Here is a 19,340-nt window from a genome sequence, read left to right as displayed (position 1 = left end):
TGGGTAATGTCTTCTAGTAGAGCGGTTCCTCAAACAATGTCTTGTCGCCGTCCATCAGCGCCTTGATCTGTGCCTGGCCACTGGCGGCGAGCGCGATGCGCACGCCGAATGGCCGCACCCGCATGTCGTTCTGGATCGCCATGCCCTGGCCCTCAGGTAGGTAGAAGCGGTCGATGCCGTATTGCGGTGCGATCGTGGATTCAGGATCAAGCGTCCAGCCCGGCGCGACCTGGCCGACAATATCGGCTTCGTCGGCGGTCGCCGGCGTCGGAGCCTTGCCGAACCAGGCCGTGGTCGCATGCCAATAGCCGTCGGCACCCGGCTTCAGCCGGACCACGATCGGCGTGTTCTCGCTCACGAGCTGGCCGGCCGGGATGTTGGCGATCAGCTTCACCGGCAAGCGCGATATTTCATAGTCGAGGATAATATAGTCGCCGCGCAGCAGATCGCGCGGATCGACCGGCTCGACTTTCAGCAAGACCTCCTTGCCGTTGCGCAGGATCGCCGCGCGGCCGGCGATGATCCAGCTCAGGAAGCCGATCTGGACGAGCGCCAGGACCAGCGCCGAGATGACAAGTTTCTTTCCCGACATCATGCTGCCGCTCCTTCCGGGGCCTTCATGCGTTTTTCCACACGGATGATGACGAGAGCCAGGATGCCGAAAAGCACCGCGGCAGCCAGGAAGAAGCCGGCCGTGCCGAGCATCGTCTGCAAGGTCACGACGTAGATAATGGCGAGCTCGAAGGCAAAGCCGGCATAGGCAACCCAGCGCAGCCCCCTGCTCTCGCGCCCGCCCAGAACGATCGCCGCCGCAATCCCGGCCAGCGCGATAACCGAGGCGACGGCAAAGCCGTTGCTGAAGGCGTTGTCATCGCCCAGTTCGATCTGGATCATCGCCAGCCCGGTGAGAAAGCCGGTCAAGGCGTGCAAAGGCAGCCGCCCGCCGAGCTGCAAGATCCGGTCGGCCGGCCCGGCGGCGAAGATGGAAACCGCAAACAGCAGCGCCGACACCGCGACCAGAGGAATAGCCAGGGCGAGCGTGTTCTGGTCCAGGCCGCGCACCGCGATATAGAAAATGACCGAAAGAATGATCAGGTGGCGTGCCGGCTGGCTGCGCGTCCACAACGAGACGACAAAAAGCACCGGCGCCATGATAACGAAGAAATCCGGAAATACGGGGCGGTCATAAAAGTCGAACGCGCGCACGAACAGCCAGGCAACGGATATGCCGACGGCAGCGACCGTCAGCGGGTTCGAGCGCAACGCCACCGCGGCTAATGCCGTGCCGATGCCCCAGGTGACGATGGCCGAGGCTTCGTCACCCGTGAGATGGTACATCTGGCCGATCAGCGCGATCGATCCGCCGAAGGCCGCGGCGGCCACGATCCACAGCGCCTCGCCGATCGCCGCATGGTCGCGCATCTTCAACACCGCGCCGCCGACATAGCCGGCGAGAATGACGGCAAACAGCGCCGCGACCCGCACCAGCCGCGGGATCGCGTCCCAGTTGGCGGCGACGAAGAGCAGGATCGCGGCGCCGAACAGCAGCGCTGCCATCATGGCCAATATAGTGCCGAAGCTCAGCGATTTGCGCTCGTTTGCGTCGATGTCGCACTTAAGCGCATCGGCCGTCTTGGCGTCGATCAGGCCGGCCTGCAGCCACCGCCCGATATCGGCCCTCGCCCGCGACGAATAGCTCGCCATGCCGCTTCTCCCCCAGATTGGTCTTTCTGACAGCCGATCCGCTCAAATCGTTGACGCAACGTCATTTTCCGATTCGGGTCTCTTCATGACGAAGCGTGAATGCGCGTTAATGTTGCATTGCACAATTTGCATTGCTGCCATGCGCCAACAGCACTTTTAAATCGATATAACCCAGCCTATTTACTGTTCGTACACAAACGGAATGATCCGAAGAAAGACGAAACGAGCACTACCATGAACCTGATCCGCAACTACCGCAACTGGCGCCGCTACCGGGACACCGTCTCCGAGCTGAGCCGCCTGTCGAACCGTGAACTGACCGACCTCGGCATCAGCCGCAGCGACATCCACTACGTCGCCCGCAAGGCGGTCTAATCCTCTTCGGATCGCAAATGGTCCGAACCAGTTTTGAAAAAGAGAACGACAATGAACCTGATCCGCAACTATCGTAACTGGCGCGTTTACCGCGACACCGTTACCGAGCTGGGTCGCCTTTCGAACCGTCAGCTCCATGATCTCGGCATCGTCCGTGACGAGATCAAGATCATCGCCCGCAGGGCGACGATCTAACAAGAATTTCGCCAGGGTCGACCTCCTCCCCGACCCTGACGGATACGGTCAGCCTTCACCTCCTCCCGAGGGTTGACCACCAAAACGGCGCCCGCCGCACCTCCTCCCGCGGCGGGCGCTGTTTCCAAAGCGAACGCAGTTCGTCTTTCCGAAGCGAACGCTAGTTCGTCTTCAAAGTGAACGCAGTTCCTCTTCCAGGGATTTCGCCTCCCTCGATCCGGCGAAAAGAATTTCGTCAAAGCCGACCTCCTCCCCGGCGATGGCGAATACGGCCGATCCCCACCTCCTCCCGAGGATCGGCCCCAAAAACGACACCCGCCGCACCTCCTCCCGCGGCGGGTGTTGTTGTTTTTGGGGCAGGTTTGCGGCTGTGCTTGCGGTCGATCGAGGCGCTTTGCGCCGCCATCCAAGCGTCGCCGCGGACATAAGAAACTCGAGCTCCGTCGTTGCACGACAATGACCCACGCTCGCACCGGCCAATTGCAAACGGCGCGCCAAGCGATTATTCCGGCGCTCATGAGCAAAAATCCTATCCACATCGTCGGCGGCGGCCTCGCCGGCTCCGAAGCCGCCTGGCAGGCAGCACAAGCCGGTGTTCCCGTCATTTTGCATGAGATGCGCCCGGTGCGCGGCACCGATGCGCACAAGACCGATGGGCTTGCCGAACTTGTCTGTTCCAATTCCTTCCGCTCCGACGATGCCGAGAACAACGCCGTCGGCCTGCTGCATGCCGAAATGCGGCTGGCCGGCTCGCTGATCATGAGTGCCGGCGACGCCAACCAGGTGCCGGCAGGCGGCGCGCTGGCCGTGGATCGCGACGGTTTCTCCGACGCGGTGACGAAAAAGCTTGAAGCGCACCCGCTGATCACCATCGAGCGCGAGGAAGTGCCGGGCCTGCCGCCGGCGGAATGGGACCAGGCGATCATCGCCACGGGACCGCTGACCGCACCTTCGCTCGCCCAGTCGATCGCCGAGGCGACCGGCGCCGACGCACTGGCCTTCTTCGACGCGATTGCCCCGATCATCCATTTCGACACGATCGACATGGACACCTGCTGGTTCCAGTCGCGCTACGACAAGGTTGGGCCCGGCGGCACCGGCAAGGATTACATCAACTGCCCGATGGACAAGGACCAGTATCTCGCCTTCGTACAGGCGCTGGTCGACGGCCACAAGACCGAATTCAAGCAGTGGGAAGGCACGCCCTATTTCGACGGCTGCCTGCCGATCGAAATCATGGCCGAGCGCGGCGTTGAGACGCTGCGCTACGGGCCGATGAAGCCGATGGGGCTGACCAATGCCCACAATCCGACGGTAAAAGCCTATGCCGTGGTGCAGCTGCGCCAGGACAATGCGCTGGGCACGCTCTACAACATGGTCGGTTTCCAGACCAAGCTGAAGCATGCCGAGCAGGTGCGCGTGTTCCGCACCATTCCGGGCCTGGAAAACGCCGACTTCGCGCGCCTCGGCGGCCTGCACCGCAACACCTACATCAACTCGCCGACCTTGCTCGACGCTTCCCTGCAGCTGAAGTCGCGGCCCGGCCTGCGCTTTGCCGGCCAGATCACCGGCTGCGAGGGCTATGTCGAGAGCGCGGCGATCGGCCTGCTCGCCGGCCGCTTCGCCGCCGCCGAGCGTCTCGGCCACGCGCCGTCCCTGCCGCCGCTCACCACCGCCTTCGGCGCCCTGCTCAACCACATCACCGGCGGCCACATCGTCTCAGACGACGAGCCGGGCAAACGCTCGTTCCAGCCGATGAACGTCAATTTCGGCCTGTTCCCGCCGGTGGAAGCACCGAAGACCGAAGGCAAACGCCTGCGCGGCAAGGACAAGACGGTGGCCAAGCGCCACGCGATCACCTCACGCGCGCGGGCAGATTGTCGGGAGTGGCTAGGGCTGCCGGCGCAAACAGCGGAAGCTGCTGAATAGCCAAGTCTCAGAGTCCTAACGCGATTGACGTTTACGTCAACTCGCTGGCCATCCCCGCGTTGCGCGCCTGAGCAACAGCCAATGCCGGCGCAGAGCCGAAAGCCGGGCTGCGCCACCAAGCGGCGAGCGGCCATTGCCCATCTTGCCGAGATAGGCGCTGGTCAGCGCCAGCGGCAGGAACGCCGGGCGCAGCGTTTCCGGAAGTGCGGACGCCCCTTGCTCGAAAGCGCGGAGATGCTCCTGCGCCAATGCAATCATCGCAGCCACCGCGCGCTGAGCGCCGGGGCCGCCGTCGCCGCTGACGAACTCCTCCGGCGACGAGCCGGCCGCGGCAAGGATATCCGCCGGCACGAAGCATTGCCCGCGTCGGCGATGCAGCGGCAACAGCAGCAACAGGCCGGTCATCGCCTGGGCGCAGCCGGCCCTGCCCGCCAGTTCGGCAAAGCGCGGCGCCTCATTGGGATCGAGCACCATCGCCGCCAGCTGGATCAGCGCGGCCGCCGTCTCGCCGCAATAGCCCTCGAGATCGGTGCGCGACGGCATCGGATCGTCATAGAGGTCGAAGATGCGGGCCTCGAGCATGTTGTCGAAGGCAGTTTTGGGCAGGCCATGGGCAGAAATCGTCGCCTTCAGCGCATCGGCGAGCGGGTTGCCTGTGGCTGCGGCTTCAGCAGCGATGACATCGCGCCACCATTGCAGCCTCACTTCGCCCGGCAATGCCTCGTGGATGCGGTCTCGGACAGACGCAATCTCGGCATTGAAGGCGTAAAGCGAAAACAGCGCCGCGCGCTTGTCGGCCGGTGCATAGAGTGCGCTGACATAGCGGTCATGGTCGCCGGCGCGCACCGCCTCCATGACGATGTCAGCTGTATCGGTCACGTCAGTCGACGGCGATGAGCGCCGCGGCCACGGCGCGGTCTTCGGCAAGCAGAACATTGTAGGTCCGCACCGCTGCCCCCGTCGACATCGGGTCGGAGCCAATGCCAGCCGCCTTCAGCGCCGCCCGAAGTGCTGCCGGCAAGGGCCGCAAATCCTTGCCTGTGCCGACCAGCAGGATCTCGACCTTGTCGGCCTCGGCCAGCAGCAGGTCGAAATCCGCCGCCGTCAGGGCCAGCGGATCGGCCGGCTCCCAGCCATGGATGCCGGAGGGCAGGCAAAGAAGCGAGCCGCGATGCGACATGTCGGCGAAGCGGAAGCCGCCATTGCCGTAGGCTTCGATCGGCGCCCGTCCGGGGAAATGCGCCTCGCGAATGACGATGCCTTTTGCCACCAGCGCGGCCGTCAGGTCGCCATGGCCTTGCCGCCACCAACCGGCTTCTCCTCATCGGCGCTCGCTCCCTGCGGCCTGAGCCTGAACAGGATCAGCAAGGGCGCTGCGATGAAGATCGACGAATAGGTGCCGAAGACGACGCCGAACAGCATCGCCATGGTGAACGAGCGGATCACCTCGCCGCCGAACAACACCAGCGCCAGCAGCGCCAGGATGGTCGTCACCGAAGTCAGCGTCGTTCTCGAAAGCGTCTCGTTGATGGCGTTGTTCAACAATTGCGGGAGCGGCATTCGTTTGTATTTTCGCAAATCTTCTCGAACACGGTCATAGACGACGATCGTGTCATTGAGCGAATAGCCGATAATGGTCAGGATCGCAGCCAGCGAAGACTGGTTGAATTCGAGCCCGGTGATGACGAAGAAGCCCAGCGTCATCACCACATCGTGCACCGTCGCCACGATCGCGCCGACCGCGAACTGCCATTCGAAGCGGAACCAGACATAGACCAGGATGCCGATCAGCGCGATGATCATGGCGATCGTGCCTTGCTTGGCCAGCTCGCCCGAAACCGTCGGGCCCACCACCTCGACGCGGCGAAAATCGTAATTGTCCTGGAGCTCGCCGCGCACCTTGTCGATGACGGTCTGCTCGGCGTTCTCGCCGCCATCTTGGGTGCCGACGCGGATCAGCACGTCGTTCGGCGCGCCGAATTGCTGGACCTGCACTTCACCGATGTTTAGCTCCGACAGCCGGCTTCTGATATCGCCAATATCGGCGTCGCCTTGCTTGGACTGCACCTCGATGATCGAGCCGCCCTTGAAGTCGATGCCGTAGTTGATGTCGATGGTCAGGAATCCGATAACCGACGCGATCGACAGCAGGCTGGACAGTGCGAAGGTCCAGCGGCGGATGCCCATGAACGGGATTTTCGTGCCGGCCGGAACGAAGGTCACCGGCGCACGCGGCAATTCCTTCGGACGCGCGCGGCGCAGCCAGATCGACACCAGCAGACGGGTGAAGGTGAAGGCGGTGAACACCGTGGTCAGGATGCCGATGGCATAGGTGATGGCGAAGCCCTTGACCGGTCCGGTGCCGAGATAGAACAGCACGACCGTGGCAATCAGCGACGTCACGTTGGAATCCACGATGGTCGCCAACGCCTTGGTGAAGCCGGTGTCGATCGACTGGATGACCGAACGGCCGGCCCGTCGCTCCTCGCGGATGCGCTCATAGATCAGCACGTTGGAATCGACCGCCATGCCGATGGTCAGCACGATACCGGCAATGCCGGGCAAGGTCAGCGTCGCGCCAAGCAGCGACAAGACCCCGACGATCATCGCCACGTGCACGGCGAGCGCAATGTTGGCGAGGAAGCCGAGAAGTCCGTACGCGACGAACATGAAGGCGACGACGAGAATGGAGCCGATGATGCCGGCGACCTTGCCGGCATGGATCGAATCCTGGCCGAGGCCCGGGCCCACCGTGCGTTCTTCGATCACGGTCAGCTTTGCCGGCAACGCACCGGCGCGCAGCAGCACGGCGAGGTCGTTGGCGCTTTCGGCGGTGAAATTGCCTGAAATCTGGCCGCTGCCGCCGAGGATCGGTTCGCGGATCACCGGCGCTGAAATCACCTGATTGTCGAGGATGATGGCGAACGGCTTGCCGACATTCTGCTGCGTCGCCTGGCCGAACCGTGTCGCACCGCGCGAGTTGAAGACGAACGAAACCACTGGCTCGTTGTTTCGGGAATCATAAGTTGCGGTGGCCTTGGCAAGATCCTCGCCGGACACGATGACGCGATTTTCCACCAGATACGGAACCGGCGGATCGTCCTGCGAATAAAGCACCGAGGAGCCTGCCGGCGGGCGGCCGTTCAGCGCATCCTGCACCGACATCGAGGTATCGACCATCTGGAAGGTCATCTTGGCGGTCTGGCCAATGATCTCCTTCAGCCTTTGCGGATCCTGCAGGCCCGGCACCTGGACGAGCACACGGTCGTCGCCCTGCCGCTGCACGATCGGCTCGGTGGTGCCGAGTTCGTTGACGCGACGCTCGACGACTTCGATCGACTGCGCCAATGCGGCTGAGGTGCGGTATTTGATGCCGGCGTCGGTGACGGTGAATTTGAGCAGCCCGGCTTCGGAATCATCCAGGGACATTTCCTGGATGGAGCCACCGGTGAACAGGCCGGCGGCGACCGGATCGGTCAGCGGCTTAAGCGCCGCCTTGGCGGCATCGATCTGGGTTGGATCGGTGATGCGCACTTGTACGGTCCTGCCGGTGCCGCCAAGGCCGGTATAGCCCACCTTGGCATCGCGCAGCAGCGTGCGGATCTCGTCGCGCGTCGTTTCCAGCTGCGCCTTGACGAGATCATTCTGGTCCATCTGCAAGAGGATGTGCGAACCGCCCTGCAGATCGAGACCAAGCGTCATCTGCCGCTTCGGCACCCAGTTGGGCAATTGCGCCAATGTGCTGGCCGGGAAGAGATTTGGCGCGGCAAGGATGAATGTGACGGCCACGGCGATCCAGATCAGGATCATCTTCAGGCGCGAAAAATACAGCATATGGCGTTGTCCGTCAGGGCGTACTGGCGGATCGTTCCGCCGACAATTCGGTTATTTCTTGGCGTTCTTATTTGCCACCGGCTCGCCCTTAACCCGCACTTCGCCGATTGTCGAGCGCGCTGAGGTCAATTTGGCGCTGCCGCCGGCAGCGGTTTCGGCGTCAATCGCCTCTGTCGGTTCCATTCTAATTCTGATCACCGCCGGGCGCTATCGTGCGCTACTCGACTATTTTCAATCGTGCAGGCATCGGTCCGGAACGCAAAAGCAAGGCCAGATCATCGGCGTTCTCCTTGGTGAGGTTGCCCGATATCTGGCCGCGGCCGTTAAGAATTGGCTCGCGGACGACTGGCACCGAAAGCACTTGGTTGTCGAGGATCATCGCAAATAGCTTGCCGACATTCTGCGAGGTCGCCTGCGCAACGCGTGCCGTTGCCCTGGAATCGAAGGTGAACGAAACCGCCGGCTCATTTGTGACGGAGTTGGGAGTCGCCTGAGCATTGACAATGTCATCACTGGAAACGATCGTTCGGCTCTCAACCAGATAGGGAACCGGTGGATCGTCCTTCGAATAAACCACCACCGAGCCAGCGGGCGTCCGGCCATTGATCGCATCAGCGACCGGCATCGACTCATCAACCCACTGAAAAGTCAGCATTCCGGTTCGGGTGAGAATTCTCCTCAGCCTTTGCAAATCCGCAACGCCCGAGGTCCGGACCAGCATACCGTCTTCGCCCTCTGGCCGCACTACTGGGTCGGCTACACCAAGATCACGCAGGCGATTCTTAATGACCACGATCGACTGCGCAAGCGCGATCGACATCCGATACTTGATACCTGTGTCTGTTACCGTGAACTTGAGCAACGCTGCTCCGGTATCATCCAGGATCACTTCCTGGACCGGACCAGCGCTGCCAAGGACAGGATCAGTCACCGCCTCCAATGCCATCTTGGCCGCGCCGACCTGAGCGGCGTCGGTGATATGCACCTGAACGGCCCGACCCGACTTAGCAAGACCAGTATAGCCGATCCTTGCATCGCGCAGCAGCGTCCTGATTTCGTCACGCGTCGCCTCCAACCGGCGATCGATCACATCGGTCGCGTCCAATCGAAGCAGCACGTCCGCGCCGGCAGCGTGAAGACTGGGCGCGTCGACGAGCATTGTGGCCATAGCAAGCCAGATCAGGATCATTTTCAGGCGCGAAAAATGGACCATACGCCGTCTTTTGTCAGAGCTCTGCCCGCGGATCGCTCCGCTTGGGAAACTGGCTTACTTCTTGGCGTTCTGATTGGCCACCGGCTCGCCCTTGACCCGAACATCGGCGATCGTCGAGCGCAGCGCCGTCACCTTGGTGCCGCCGCCAAGGTCGATCTCAAGCTCATTGTCGTCGATCACCTTGGTCACCTTGCCGACGAAGCCGCCGCCGGTGATGACCGTGTCGCCACGGCGCACGGCCGAGATCATCTCCTGGCGCTTCTTCAACTGGGCGCGCTGCGGCCGGATGATGAGGAAATACATGATCACGAAGATCAGAACGAACGGGAGTATCATGCCGATATCCCCGAACGGACCAAGCGGAGTTCCGGTAGCTTGGGCGTATGCCGGTGTGACGAACATCAAGAACTCCTGGTTACGAAGAAGGCCGTAGGGCGGCCTCGCCAAATTTGGCCGGAATATAGTGGGTAAAGTTACCAATGCAACCGCGCGGCCGGGCTTTCAGCTGCTTTTCCGGCCGGTTGACCCGTGTTAGAGCATGCTCCCGGAATACGGGCGTGGTTTTCGCAAAAGATCATGCCCAAACAAAAGCTTGGAACCAGTTTCTATCTCGCCCGGATCAAGACGATTTCGGCCCCTACGCACGTTCGTGCGGAAACATAAAAGACGAGACATGACCGACAGCACCATCGAGGCCCTGAACCAAAAGCTCGACCGCCTGATCGAGGCGGTCACCCGCCTCGCCCCGCCGCCGGTGCCGCAAACCGATCTTGCGGTTGCCGATTGCTTCGTCTGGCAGGCCGACCCCGGCTATCTCGAGCCGGTGCGCAAGGTCAACCGCGTCGACATCGGCCTGATCCGCGGCGTCGACCGCGTGCGCGACATTCTGGTCGAAAACACGGAACGTTTCGCCGCCGGCCATGCCGCCAACAATGTGTTGTTGTGGGGTGCGCGCGGCATGGGCAAATCCTCGCTGGTCAAGGCCGTGCATGCGCAGATCAACGCCCAGGCCAAATCCGACCTGCCGCTCAAGCTGATCGAGATCCATCGCGAGGATATCGACACGCTGCCCAGGCTGATGGGCCTGCTGAAGGCGGCGCCGTTTCGCTTCATCCTGTTTTGCGACGACCTCTCCTTCGACCATGACGACACCTCCTACAAGTCGCTGAAGGCAGCCCTTGAAGGCGGCGTCGAGGGCCGCCCGGCCAATGTCATCTTCTACGCCACGTCGAACCGCCGGCACCTGTTGCCGCGCGACATGATCGACAATGAGCGCTCGACCGCCATCAACCCGTCCGAGGCGGTCGAGGAAAAGGTTTCGCTGTCCGACCGCTTCGGCCTGTGGCTCGGCTTCCACAAATGTTCGCAGGACGAATATCTCGATATGGTCAACGGCTATGCCACCCATCATGGACTGAAGATCGACCCGGAGCAGCTGCGCGCCGACGCCCTGGAATGGGCAACGACACGCGGCAGCCGCTCGGGCCGCGTCGCCTGGCAATTCACTCAGGATCTGGCCGGCCGGCTCGGCAAGCCGCTGAACGACTGATTGATTTCCGTCAGGTCACTGAAAAAGCCCGCCCCTTGCGGAGCGGGCTGAGCCGGCGGGCCGGACTGGAGGTCAGACGGCCTGCAAAACGTTTATTGTTCTATTCCCGACTATTCGAGATAACCTGAGGGATCGACCGGGGCCGAGTTCTTGCGCACTTCGAAGTGCAGTTTCGGCGAGTCGGTGGTGCCGCTCATGCCCGACAGCGCGATCTCCTGGCCGCGCTTGACCTTCTGGCCGCGCTGCACCTCGATCGACCTGGCGTGGCCATAGACGGTGACCAGCCCGTTTTCGTGGCGCACCAGCACCGTATTGCCGAATTCCTTGAGGCCGTCGCCGGCATAGATGACCACGCCGTTCTCGGCCGCCTTGACCGGCGTCCCCTCAGGCACGGCGATGTCGACGCCATCCTTGCCGCCACCAAAATTGGAGATGACGCGGCCACGCACCGGCCAACGCATCTTGCCGATGCCGGTGGCATCGGGCGCAACAGCATCGTCGTCCTCGGCCTGCTGGATGACCTTGGCGTCCTTCTTCGGCGGCGTGTAGGTGGCGAGCGTCTCCGTCGGCTTTGCCGCCGGTTGGGTGGTCGCGGTCGTCACCGGATCAACTTTGGCCGGCTTGGCGCTGGCGACCGTTGCGGTGCCACCTGCCGGAACCTTCAGCGTCTGGCCGATCTTGAGCAGGCCGTCTTGCATGCCGTTCGCCTGCTTCAGCGCCACGACGCCAACGCCGGTCTTCCTGGCGATGGAGGACAGGCTGTCGCCCGACTGGACCGTGTAGGTGCCCGCGCCGGCTTTTGGCGCGGCCGAGGCAGTCTGCGCCGGCTTGTCGGTCTTCGGCTTGTTCGCTGCCGAAGCGTCAACCTGCGCGGCGGACTTGCCGTCCTTGAGTTTCGGCTGCTGCGGCAGTACGGCGACCTTCTCCGGCGCCGGCGCCTTGGGGCTGTTTGCCGGCTTGCCGTCGGCAAGTTTCGGCTCTGTCCCCTTGCTTGAATAGGCATAGGCCGGGATGACCAGTTTCTGACCGGTCTTCAGCCCCTTGGTGGCGCTCAAGCCGTTGACCTTCATGATCACGTCGGCGGGCACATGATAGCGATGAGCGATGCCGGAAATGGTCTCGCCGTCGCTGACCACGATCTCGGTCGCATGCGGCGTACCAGCCGCAAGTGGTTTCGGATCGGAGTCACCGGCATTCTTGAACGGCCTCGCCGGCTGGACGGTGCCGGTAGTCGTTCTGTCGACATGCGGTGCCGGTGCAAGCGCCGGCGCGGAAGCGGTGCGCATCGGAGCAGCTTTGGGCGCGCTCGGCGGCGGCAGCTGCTGGACGGTGACTGGCTCCAGGCTGGAGCGGCTGACCGACTGGTTATGGCTGCCATCGACAGGTGCCGCAGCGATCGGCTCGGCCGCCACATCGCCCGGATAGGGCTGCGCAGTGCTCTGCTTGTCGATGATGGCGCGCTGATTGTTGGTCGAAGAGGTGAAGACGTCGTCGACACCATTGAACCGCGAGACTTGGGAGCTACACCCCGCCGCCACTCCGGCTAGCATGAGGACAGCGCAGCCCCGCGACAGAGTACGCCCGTTTGCCTTCAAAACACTGAATTGCATCGCACTAACCCGCACAGACCCGGTACACACTGGTCATGATTAAAGCGCGTTAATGTTACTGGCGGGTTAACCCCATAGAATCAGACGCAAATTTTCTTAAAACATTTTCGAACGCGCCGAAGGTGCGTTGAGATTCAGGTCAGGCCGAGTCGAAAATGACAGGTTCTGAGAACCGGCCTACGCCGGCCGTAGCCTTCATAGAGCGGAGGCATTTATGACGGCTTCGACCGGCGAAGGCCGGAGCGGAGCGTACTCAAACATGTGAGCACCGGAAGCGCAGGAACCTGCCATTTGCAGGCCGGCCTCACATGAATATCAGCGCACCTAAATAACCGCCGCGACGCTGCGCAGGATCGGCTGCAGGCGCACGGTGCCGATATCCTCGCGCTCGAAGCGGCTGCCGACCTTGGTCAGCTTGGCCAGCACCTGCTCGCCCTCCTCCGGCCCGATCGGGGCAATGACGATGCCGCCGCTCGACAATTGGTCGAGCAGGAAGCGCGGCAGGCTGTCGAAAGCCGCCCAGGCTACGATGCGGTCGAACGGCGCTTCATTGGCAAGCCCGTTGGAACCGTCGGCCTGGCGCACGATGACATTGCCGATGCCGAGCGCCTCGAAGCGTTGCCTGGCCTGCTCGGCCAGCGTTTTGTAGCGGTCGACGCTGACGATGCGCGCCGCGAGCCGCGACATCACCGCTGCCGTGTAGCCCGAGCCGGTGCCGATCTCCAGCACCCGGTTGCCGGGCTCTATTGCCAGGGCCGCAATCACCGCCGCCTGCAGATCGGCGCCCTCGATCGCCTCGCCGCATTCGATCGGCAGCATGCCGTCCGACCAGGCGATGGAATGGAACTGGCCGTTGAGGAAGCCGCGCCGCGGCGTCGCCTCGAAGGCTGCGATCAGCGCCTTCGGCACCGCGCCTTGGCCGCGCAGGCGCAGCAGGAAAGCGGCAAAACCCTCGCGATCGTCGAGCGGCAAGTTCATGCCAGAACCTTCTTCATGCGAACACCTTATTCAGACAGCGCCTTGGTCAGTTGGTCACGGATTTCATGCGCGGTGAGGTCAAGCTGCAGCGGCGTCACAGACACGAGCCGGTTGTGCAGAGCATGGAGATCGGTGCCCTGCTTGCCCTCGACCGGCTCGCGGCCGAAGCGCAGCCAGTAATAAGGCAGGCCGCGCCCGTCGCGGCGCTCGTCGACCCAAAGGCTGTGCACCAGCTTGCCCTGCGACGTCACGACGGTGCCGGCAACCTCCTCAGGGAGGCAGTTGGGAAAGTTGACGTTGAGCAGCACGCCGTCCGGCAGCGGCATGGCGACGAGCTTTTTCAGCAACGCCGGCGCCAGCGCCTCGGTGGTCTCATAGGGAACGACGCGGTCCTCGCCGACATAGGAATAACCCTGGCTGAGTGCGATCGAGCGGATGCCGAGCAGCGCGCCTTCCATGGCGCCGGCGACGGTGCCGGAATAGGTGACGTCGTCAGCGATGTTGGCGCCGGAATTGACACCGGACAGGATCAGGTCCGGCGCGCCAGGCAGGATCTTCTTGACGCCCATGATGACGCAGTCGGTCGGCGTGCCGCGCACGGCGTAGTGTTTCTCGCCGATCTTGCGCAGCCGGAGCGGCTCCGAGATCGACAGGGAGTGCGCGTAGCCGGACTGGTCCTGCTCCGGCGCCACGACCCAGACATCGTCCGACAGCGTGCGGGCGATGCGTTCGAGCGACGCCAGGCCCTCGGCATGGATGCCGTCATCATTGGTCAGAAGGATGCGCATTACTTCGATTCGATCTTCGCCAGACCGCCCATATAAGGCCGCAGCACTTCAGGAATGGTTACGCTGCCATCCTCATTCTGGTAGTTTTCGATGACGGCAATCAGCGCACGGCCGACAGCGGTGCCCGAACCGTTCAGCGTGTGCACAAAGCGGTTGCCCTTGCCATCCCGGTCCTTGTAGCGGGCATCCATGCGCCTGGCCTGGAAGTCGCCGCAGACCGAGCAGGACGAGATTTCGCGATAGGCGTTCTGGCCGGGCAGCCAGACCTCGATGTCGTAGGTCTTGCGCGCGCCAAACCCCATGTCGCCCGTGCACAGGACCATGGTGCGGAACGGCAGCTCCAGTCGCTTCAGCACCTCTTCCGCGCACTGCGTCATCCGCTCGTGCTCGGCGAGCGAAGACTCCTGGTCGGTGACCGAGACCAGCTCGACCTTGTAGAACTGGTGCTGGCGCAACATGCCGCGCGTGTCGCGGCCGGCGGAGCCCGCTTCCGAGCGGAAACACGGCGTCAGCGCCGTATAGCGCAGCGGCAGCTTTTCATGGGCCGTGATTTCTTCGCGCACCAGGTTGGTGAGCGGGACCTCGGCGGTTGGAATCAACCCGAGCCGGCCATCGCCATGCTGCACGAAGAACAGGTCGTCCTCGAATTTCGGCAGCTGGTTGGTCCCGAAAAGCACTTCGTCGCGCACCATCAGTGGCGGGATGACTTCTTCATAGCCATGCTCGGTCGTGTGCAGATCGAGCATGAACTGGCCGATGGCGCGCTCCATCCGCGCCAGCCCGCTCTTCAGCACGGTGAAGCGTGATCCCGACAGCTTTGCCGCCCGCTCGAAATCCATCATGCCGAGCGCTTCGCCGATCTCGAAATGCTCCTTCACCCAGTTCGGCCGAGTCGGCACCTCGCCGACGATATGCTTGACGACATTGTCGTGCTCGTCCTTGCCGACCGGCACGTCGTCGAGCGGCACATTCGGCAGCACCGCCAGCGCATCGTTCAGCGTCTTGTCGAGCTCGCGCTCGCGCGCCTCGCCATTCTGGATGAAGGTCTTGATATCGCCGACTTCGGCCTTGAGCTTTTCGGCAAGTGCCGTGTCGCCCGAACGCATGGCGTTGCCGATCTCCTTCGAGGCGGCGTTGCGGCGTTCCTGCTTGGTCTGCAGCTCGGTGACGTGCTCGCGCCGCGCTTCGTCCTTCTTGATCAGCTCATCGACCGTGGACTGCGCCTCGTCAGCCGACCACGAGCGCTTGGCCAGCGCCTCGACAAGGGCCTTCGGGTTGTCGCGAATCCATTTGATATCAAGCATGGTTGGTTCGTCCTCAGAATAAGGCTGAGGGGGTAAACCGCATCCTTCATCGATGCAAGATGAGGGTCAGCGGCTGTCGCGTTTTTCCGCTAACGCGGATACCCGAACGCGACAGCCTATGAACGAGCCTGCTTTGAGGACGCGTCCGCCGCCTTTTCGGCCACGGCTTCGGCGGCTTCCTGCTTCTCGCGCGCCAGCTTCTGCTTGACCTGATCGCGCTCGATCAGCCGGGCCGCCCAGATCGACACCTCGTAGAGCAGGATGGTCGGGATGGCCAAACCGATCTGGCTCATCGGATCAGGCGGCGTCAGCACCGCCGCGACGACGAAGGCGATGACGATCGCCCATTTGCGCTTCTCGGCCAGCGCCTTCGACGACAGCATGCCGACGCGCGTCATCAGGCTGGTCACCACCGGCAGCTGGAACACCAGGCCGAAGGAGAAGATCAGCGTCATGATCAGGCTGAGATATTCCGACACTTTCGGCAGCAGCGAAATCTGCACCTGGTCGTCGGTGCCGGCCTGCTGCATGGCGAGGAAGAACCACATCACCATCGGCGTGAAGAAGAAATAGACCAGCGACGCTCCCATCAGGAACAGGATCGGCGATGCGATAAGGAACGGCAGGAAGGCGTTGCGTTCGTTCTTGTAGAGGCCTGGCGCGATGAATTTGTAGATCTGCGTGGCGATCAGCGGAAAGGCGATGACCATGCCGCCGAACATGGCGAGCTTGACCTGGGTGAAGAAGAATTCCTGCGGCGCCGTATAGATCAGCTCGACCTTGTGCGGATCGAGCCCGGCCCACTGCGTGGCCCACTTGAACGGAACGACCAAAAGATTGAACAGCTTCTTGGCAAAGAAGAAGCAGACGAGGAAGGCGACGAAGAAACCGCCGATCGACCAGATCAGCCGCCGGCGCAGTTCGATCAGATGCTCCATCAGCGGAGCCGACGACTTCTCGATCTCGTCCTTTTCGCTGTCCGTAATGCTCACTTGGCGGCCCCCGCCGTCTTCTTGGACGCGGGCTTCGTGGCCGGCGCAGGCTTCGGCTCCGCCTTTGTGACTGCCTTCGGTGCAGCAGCCGGCTTGGTGGCGGCTTTTCCGGGTGCAGCCTTGGCGGGCGCCGCTGACGGCTTGGCCGCAACCTTCGCCGCAGGCGCCGGCTTTGCCGGTGCTGCCTTGGCTGCCGCTGTTTTGGTTGCCGGGGCCTTTGATATCGCAGCCCCCTTGGCGCGCGCGTTTCGTGGCGCTGCTGTTGCTGCAGCCGGTGTCACCACCGCCTCGTCGGTCATCGCCGGAAGGATCGGCGCCGCCGGCGCTGTTTCCGGTCCGTTGACGCCGGGCATCACCGTCGCGCCGTTCTTGAGCGGCTCGGCCGCCTGTGGTGTTTCTGCCGCCGGCGTTGCGGGGTCGACGGCGGGCTTCGGCTTCATCACCGCATCGACGCCGGAGCGAACCTCTGCTGCCGCCTGTTCGAACGGATTGAGCTGCTTGCGGATCTCGGCCGCCGGATTGAGGCCGCGCAGCGTATCGACCGACTTCTTGACGTCGTCGAGCTCGGCTTCCTTCAACGCCTCGTTGAACTGCTTCTGGAAGTCAGAGGCCATGGCACGCAGCTTCGCCGTCGTGCGGCCGAAGGTGCGCAGCATATTGGGCAAATCCTTGGGTCCGACGACCACGATCATGACGATCGCGATCACCAGCATTTCGGTCCAGCCGACTTCAAACATGGCAATCAGTTCCGACTAGTGCTTGTCGCCCAAAAGTGCGAAGCGGTTTTGGGACAACGACTTGCACAAAAGCAACAACCTTCGGCTCAGCTCTTGCTGGCCTTTTCCTTCACTGCCGAAACGGTCTCGTCCGGGCGGTGCTCGACGGTGCGCTTGTCTTCGGCGGTATCGTCATCGGCCATGCCCTTCTTGAAGCTCTTGATGCCCTTGGCCATATCGCCCATCAGCTCGGGTATCTTGCCGCGGCCGAACACCAGCAGCACGATCACCAGCACGATCATCCAGTGCCAAATCGAAAATGAACCCATTGTAACTCTCTCTCGAATGTTTTCCCTGGCGATGATCTATGCGTTTTCGCGTTGGGATTCAAACACAACAGCGACAAAGTTTATGAAGGCGCGGCTTATGTCACGCATTTTCGGCAAAGCTGCCCGCTACCAATCGGCGCATCTACCGCAGCAATGCAGCTTTTTGACAGCGGCTTGCGGTCAATCTTCCGTGACGCGCGGCGTCAGCAGGCCGAGTTCCTCGAGATCGATGTCGGTCAACGCATCCTCGTCCTCGGTCAGCGCGTCCGGATCGGCCGGCGGCAACGGGATGGCGAAATTCGACGGCATGCGGCCGGAGAGCAGCCCTGCCCCCTTCAGTTCGTCCATCCCGGGAAGATCGCGGATCTCCTCCAGTGCGAAATGGTCGAGGAAAGTGTCTGTCGTGCCGTAGGTGACGGGACGGCCGGGCGTGCGGCGGCGGCCGCGCATGCGCACCCATTCCGTTTCGAGCAGCGTATCCAGCGTGCCCTTCGAGGTCTCGACGCCTCTGATGTCCTCGATCTCGGCGCGCGTCACCGGCTGGTGGTAGGCGATGATCGCCAGCACTTCGAGCGCGGCGCGCGACAGCTTGCGCTGCTGCACCGTGTCGCGGCTCATCAGGAAGGCGAGATCGCCGGCGGTACGGAACGCCCAGGCATCGCCGACCCGAACCAGATTGACGCCGCGCCGCGCATAGATCTGCTGCAGCTCAGCCATGGCAGCGGCAATGCTGATGCCATCGGGCAATCTGGCTGCGAGCTGCTTTTCGCTGACCGGCTCGGCGCTGGCGAACACGATCGCCTCGGCCATGCGTATGGCTTCGGCCATATGCAGCCGTTCGCCAGGATTCAGAAGCAGGGTATCAGTCGGGTCCTGGGCGATAATGCCCTCCTCGGTCTCTTCTTCGACCTTGAACGGAATAACCGAAGCGTTGGCGCGTTCGCTCATGATGCCACCTCGACTGCCTTGATTGGTTGCGCGCGGCCGCGCAGATAGAGCGGCGCGAACACCTGGTCCTGTTGCATCTCGATGCTGCCTTCGCGCACCAGTTCCAGCGACGCCGCGAACGAGCTGGCAATCGCGGTACGCCGTTCGTCCGGGCTGGTCAGGTAATTGATCAGATAGCTGTCCAGCGCCGTCCAGTCGCGCAGCGAGCCGATCAGCCGGGTCAGGATATCGCGCGCATCCTTGAGCGACCACACGCCACGCCGGGCAATTGTCACATTGGTGATCGCCTGTTTCTGGCGCTGCTGCGCATAGGCGGTGAGCAAATCGTAGAGCGAGGCCGAATAGGCGTTACGCTTCTCGACGATGACCATTTCAGGCATGCCGCGTGCAAACACGTCGCGGCCGAGCCGGTTGCGGTTGACCAGCCTTGCCGAGGCGTCGCGCATGGCCTCCAGACGCTTCAGCCGGAACTGCAGCACCGCGGCCAGTTCCTCGCCGCTTTCGCCTTCGTCGCCGGGCTGCTTGGGGATGAGGAGCTTCGACTTGAGGAAGGCCAGCCACGCCGCCATCACCAGGTAGTCGGCGGCAAGCTCAAGCCTTAGCGCCCTCGCCGTCTCGACGAAGGTCAGATACTGCTCGACCAGCGCCAAGATGGAAATCCGCGACAGATCGACCTTTTGGTTGCGGGCGAGATGCAGCAAGAGATCGAGCGGACCTTCGAACCCGGCGACGTCGACGACAAGCGACGGGTCGCCGGTGACCCGTGAATCGTCGTTCTCGGCCCACAGACGGTCCATCGGTGCGGCCTTCGCAGCCTTGCTGTCCAATGTCTCCGCCACTTGTTCCTTTACCTCTGGTTAGAGCATGATGCCGAAA

21 protein-coding genes are annotated in these 19,340 nt (G+C 62.8%); 4 read left to right on the top strand and 17 right to left on the bottom strand.

Going from position 1 to position 19,340, the window contains the following annotated elements; translation table 11 throughout:
- Nucleotides 1-13: 13 nt before the first annotated feature.
- Both X751_RS150805 and X751_RS150810 read right to left on the bottom strand, forming a co-directional pair.
- Entirely contained in the window at nucleotides 14-595 is a 582-nt protein-coding gene (locus X751_RS150805; RefSeq protein WP_023744784.1) for a GDYXXLXY domain-containing protein, read from the bottom strand.
- Nucleotides 592-1,704, bottom strand: a complete 1,113-nt coding sequence (locus tag X751_RS150810; RefSeq protein ID WP_023744783.1) for a DUF2157 domain-containing protein — start codon at nucleotides 1,702-1,704, stop codon at nucleotides 592-594. The genes X751_RS150805 and X751_RS150810 overlap by 4 nt, the downstream gene beginning before the upstream one ends.
- 234 nt (nucleotides 1,705-1,938) lie before the next feature.
- On the opposite strand from X751_RS150810, the gene X751_RS1000000165615 reads away from it, so the two are divergent.
- Together X751_RS1000000165615 and X751_RS1000000165610 are read left to right on the top strand one after the other, a co-directional pair.
- On the top strand, nucleotides 1,939-2,079 hold the full coding sequence (locus X751_RS1000000165615) for a DUF1127 domain-containing protein (RefSeq protein WP_006335194.1): 141 nt from the start codon (nucleotides 1,939-1,941) through the stop codon (nucleotides 2,077-2,079).
- A gap of 51 nt (nucleotides 2,080-2,130) precedes the next feature.
- Nucleotides 2,131-2,274 carry a DUF1127 domain-containing protein gene (locus tag X751_RS1000000165610; RefSeq protein ID WP_023667673.1) on the top strand — a complete coding sequence of 48 codons (144 nt, stop codon included), beginning with the start codon at nucleotides 2,131-2,133 and terminating at the stop codon, nucleotides 2,272-2,274.
- Between the two features lie 171 nt (nucleotides 2,275-2,445).
- On the opposite strand, the gene X751_RS150815 is transcribed toward X751_RS1000000165610, so the two are convergent.
- Entirely contained in the window at nucleotides 2,446-2,772 is a 327-nt protein-coding gene (locus X751_RS150815) for a hypothetical protein (protein ID WP_156935994.1), read from the bottom strand.
- 18 nt (nucleotides 2,773-2,790) lie between these two features.
- Here X751_RS150815 and trmFO point away from each other — a divergent pair, with 18 nt between their 5' ends.
- Complete coding sequence (gene trmFO, locus X751_RS150820; RefSeq protein ID WP_023681640.1) at nucleotides 2,791-4,203, top strand: methylenetetrahydrofolate--tRNA-(uracil(54)-C(5))-methyltransferase (FADH(2)-oxidizing) TrmFO; 1,413 nt, start codon at nucleotides 2,791-2,793, stop codon at nucleotides 4,201-4,203.
- Between the two features lie 36 nt (nucleotides 4,204-4,239).
- Here the strand turns inward: trmFO and X751_RS150825 are convergent, their stop codons facing one another.
- From X751_RS150825 to yajC, 5 genes are all read right to left on the bottom strand, one after another.
- Nucleotides 4,240-5,082: a phytoene/squalene synthase family protein gene (locus X751_RS150825; RefSeq protein WP_031203697.1), complete on the bottom strand. Its 843-nt coding sequence runs from the start codon at nucleotides 5,080-5,082 to the stop codon at nucleotides 4,240-4,242.
- 1 nt (nucleotide 5,083) lies between these two features.
- Entirely contained in the window at nucleotides 5,084-5,473 is a 390-nt protein-coding gene (locus X751_RS150830) for an Mth938-like domain-containing protein (RefSeq protein WP_023667676.1), read from the bottom strand.
- 11 nt (nucleotides 5,474-5,484) lie between these two features.
- Nucleotides 5,485-8,037 carry a protein translocase subunit SecDF gene (secDF, locus tag X751_RS150835; protein WP_023667677.1) on the bottom strand — a complete coding sequence of 851 codons (2,553 nt, stop codon included), beginning with the start codon at nucleotides 8,035-8,037 and terminating at the stop codon, nucleotides 5,485-5,487.
- A gap of 217 nt (nucleotides 8,038-8,254) precedes the next feature.
- The gene (locus tag X751_RS150840; RefSeq protein WP_023744782.1) at nucleotides 8,255-9,250 is read right to left on the bottom strand and encodes a hypothetical protein; all 996 of its coding nucleotides are present in this window, start codon (nucleotides 9,248-9,250) and stop codon (nucleotides 8,255-8,257) included.
- Between the two features lie 54 nt (nucleotides 9,251-9,304).
- Nucleotides 9,305-9,652, bottom strand: a complete 348-nt coding sequence (gene yajC, locus X751_RS150845; protein WP_023667680.1) for a preprotein translocase subunit YajC — start codon at nucleotides 9,650-9,652, stop codon at nucleotides 9,305-9,307.
- Between the two features lie 271 nt (nucleotides 9,653-9,923).
- Here yajC and X751_RS150850 point away from each other — a divergent pair, with 271 nt between their 5' ends.
- The gene (locus tag X751_RS150850; protein ID WP_023667681.1) at nucleotides 9,924-10,799 is read left to right on the top strand and encodes an ATP-binding protein; all 876 of its coding nucleotides are present in this window, start codon (nucleotides 9,924-9,926) and stop codon (nucleotides 10,797-10,799) included.
- 110 nt (nucleotides 10,800-10,909) lie between these two features.
- On the opposite strand, the gene X751_RS150855 is transcribed toward X751_RS150850, so the two are convergent.
- The 9 genes from X751_RS150855 to X751_RS150895 all read right to left on the bottom strand — a co-directional run bounded on the left by X751_RS150855 (nucleotide 10,910) and on the right by X751_RS150895 (nucleotide 19,261).
- On the bottom strand, nucleotides 10,910-12,409 hold the full coding sequence (locus tag X751_RS150855) for a peptidoglycan DD-metalloendopeptidase family protein (protein WP_023667682.1): 1,500 nt from the start codon (nucleotides 12,407-12,409) through the stop codon (nucleotides 10,910-10,912).
- Between the two features lie 324 nt (nucleotides 12,410-12,733).
- Nucleotides 12,734-13,387 (bottom strand): protein-L-isoaspartate(D-aspartate) O-methyltransferase, encoded by a 654-nt coding sequence (locus tag X751_RS150860; protein WP_023667683.1) that lies wholly within the window; start codon nucleotides 13,385-13,387, stop codon nucleotides 12,734-12,736.
- Nucleotides 13,388-13,413: 26 nt separating this feature from the next.
- Nucleotides 13,414-14,175, bottom strand: coding sequence for a 5'/3'-nucleotidase SurE (gene surE / locus X751_RS150865; protein WP_023744781.1), 762 nt, complete (start codon nucleotides 14,173-14,175; stop codon nucleotides 13,414-13,416).
- A complete protein-coding gene (serS, locus tag X751_RS150870; RefSeq protein ID WP_023667685.1) occupies nucleotides 14,175-15,479 on the bottom strand; it encodes a serine--tRNA ligase in 1,305 nt (434 codons plus the stop codon). Before serS ends, surE begins: the two co-directional genes overlap by 1 nt.
- A 116-nt stretch (nucleotides 15,480-15,595) precedes the next feature.
- On the bottom strand, nucleotides 15,596-16,471 hold the full coding sequence (gene tatC / locus X751_RS150875) for a twin-arginine translocase subunit TatC (RefSeq protein WP_023667686.1): 876 nt from the start codon (nucleotides 16,469-16,471) through the stop codon (nucleotides 15,596-15,598).
- Entirely contained in the window at nucleotides 16,468-17,208 is a 741-nt protein-coding gene (gene tatB / locus X751_RS150880; protein ID WP_023688218.1) for a Sec-independent protein translocase protein TatB, read from the bottom strand. The genes tatC and tatB overlap by 4 nt, the downstream gene beginning before the upstream one ends.
- Before the next feature lie 86 nt (nucleotides 17,209-17,294).
- A complete protein-coding gene (locus tag X751_RS150885; RefSeq protein WP_023681650.1) occupies nucleotides 17,295-17,516 on the bottom strand; it encodes a twin-arginine translocase TatA/TatE family subunit in 222 nt (73 codons plus the stop codon).
- 180 nt (nucleotides 17,517-17,696) lie between these two features.
- Entirely contained in the window at nucleotides 17,697-18,464 is a 768-nt protein-coding gene (gene scpB / locus X751_RS150890; RefSeq protein ID WP_023667689.1) for an SMC-Scp complex subunit ScpB, read from the bottom strand.
- On the bottom strand, nucleotides 18,461-19,261 hold the full coding sequence (locus tag X751_RS150895; protein WP_023744780.1) for a ScpA family protein: 801 nt from the start codon (nucleotides 19,259-19,261) through the stop codon (nucleotides 18,461-18,463). The genes scpB and X751_RS150895 overlap by 4 nt, the downstream gene beginning before the upstream one ends.
- Nucleotides 19,262-19,340: the final 79 nt, after the last annotated feature.

The sequence above is a fragment of the Mesorhizobium sp. LNJC394B00 genome, from assembly GCF_000502555.1.
GTDB lineage: Bacteria > Pseudomonadota > Alphaproteobacteria > Rhizobiales > Rhizobiaceae > Mesorhizobium.
Note: the sequence above shows the minus strand (reverse complement) of the source record. Positions and strands in the feature narration are given on the sequence as shown.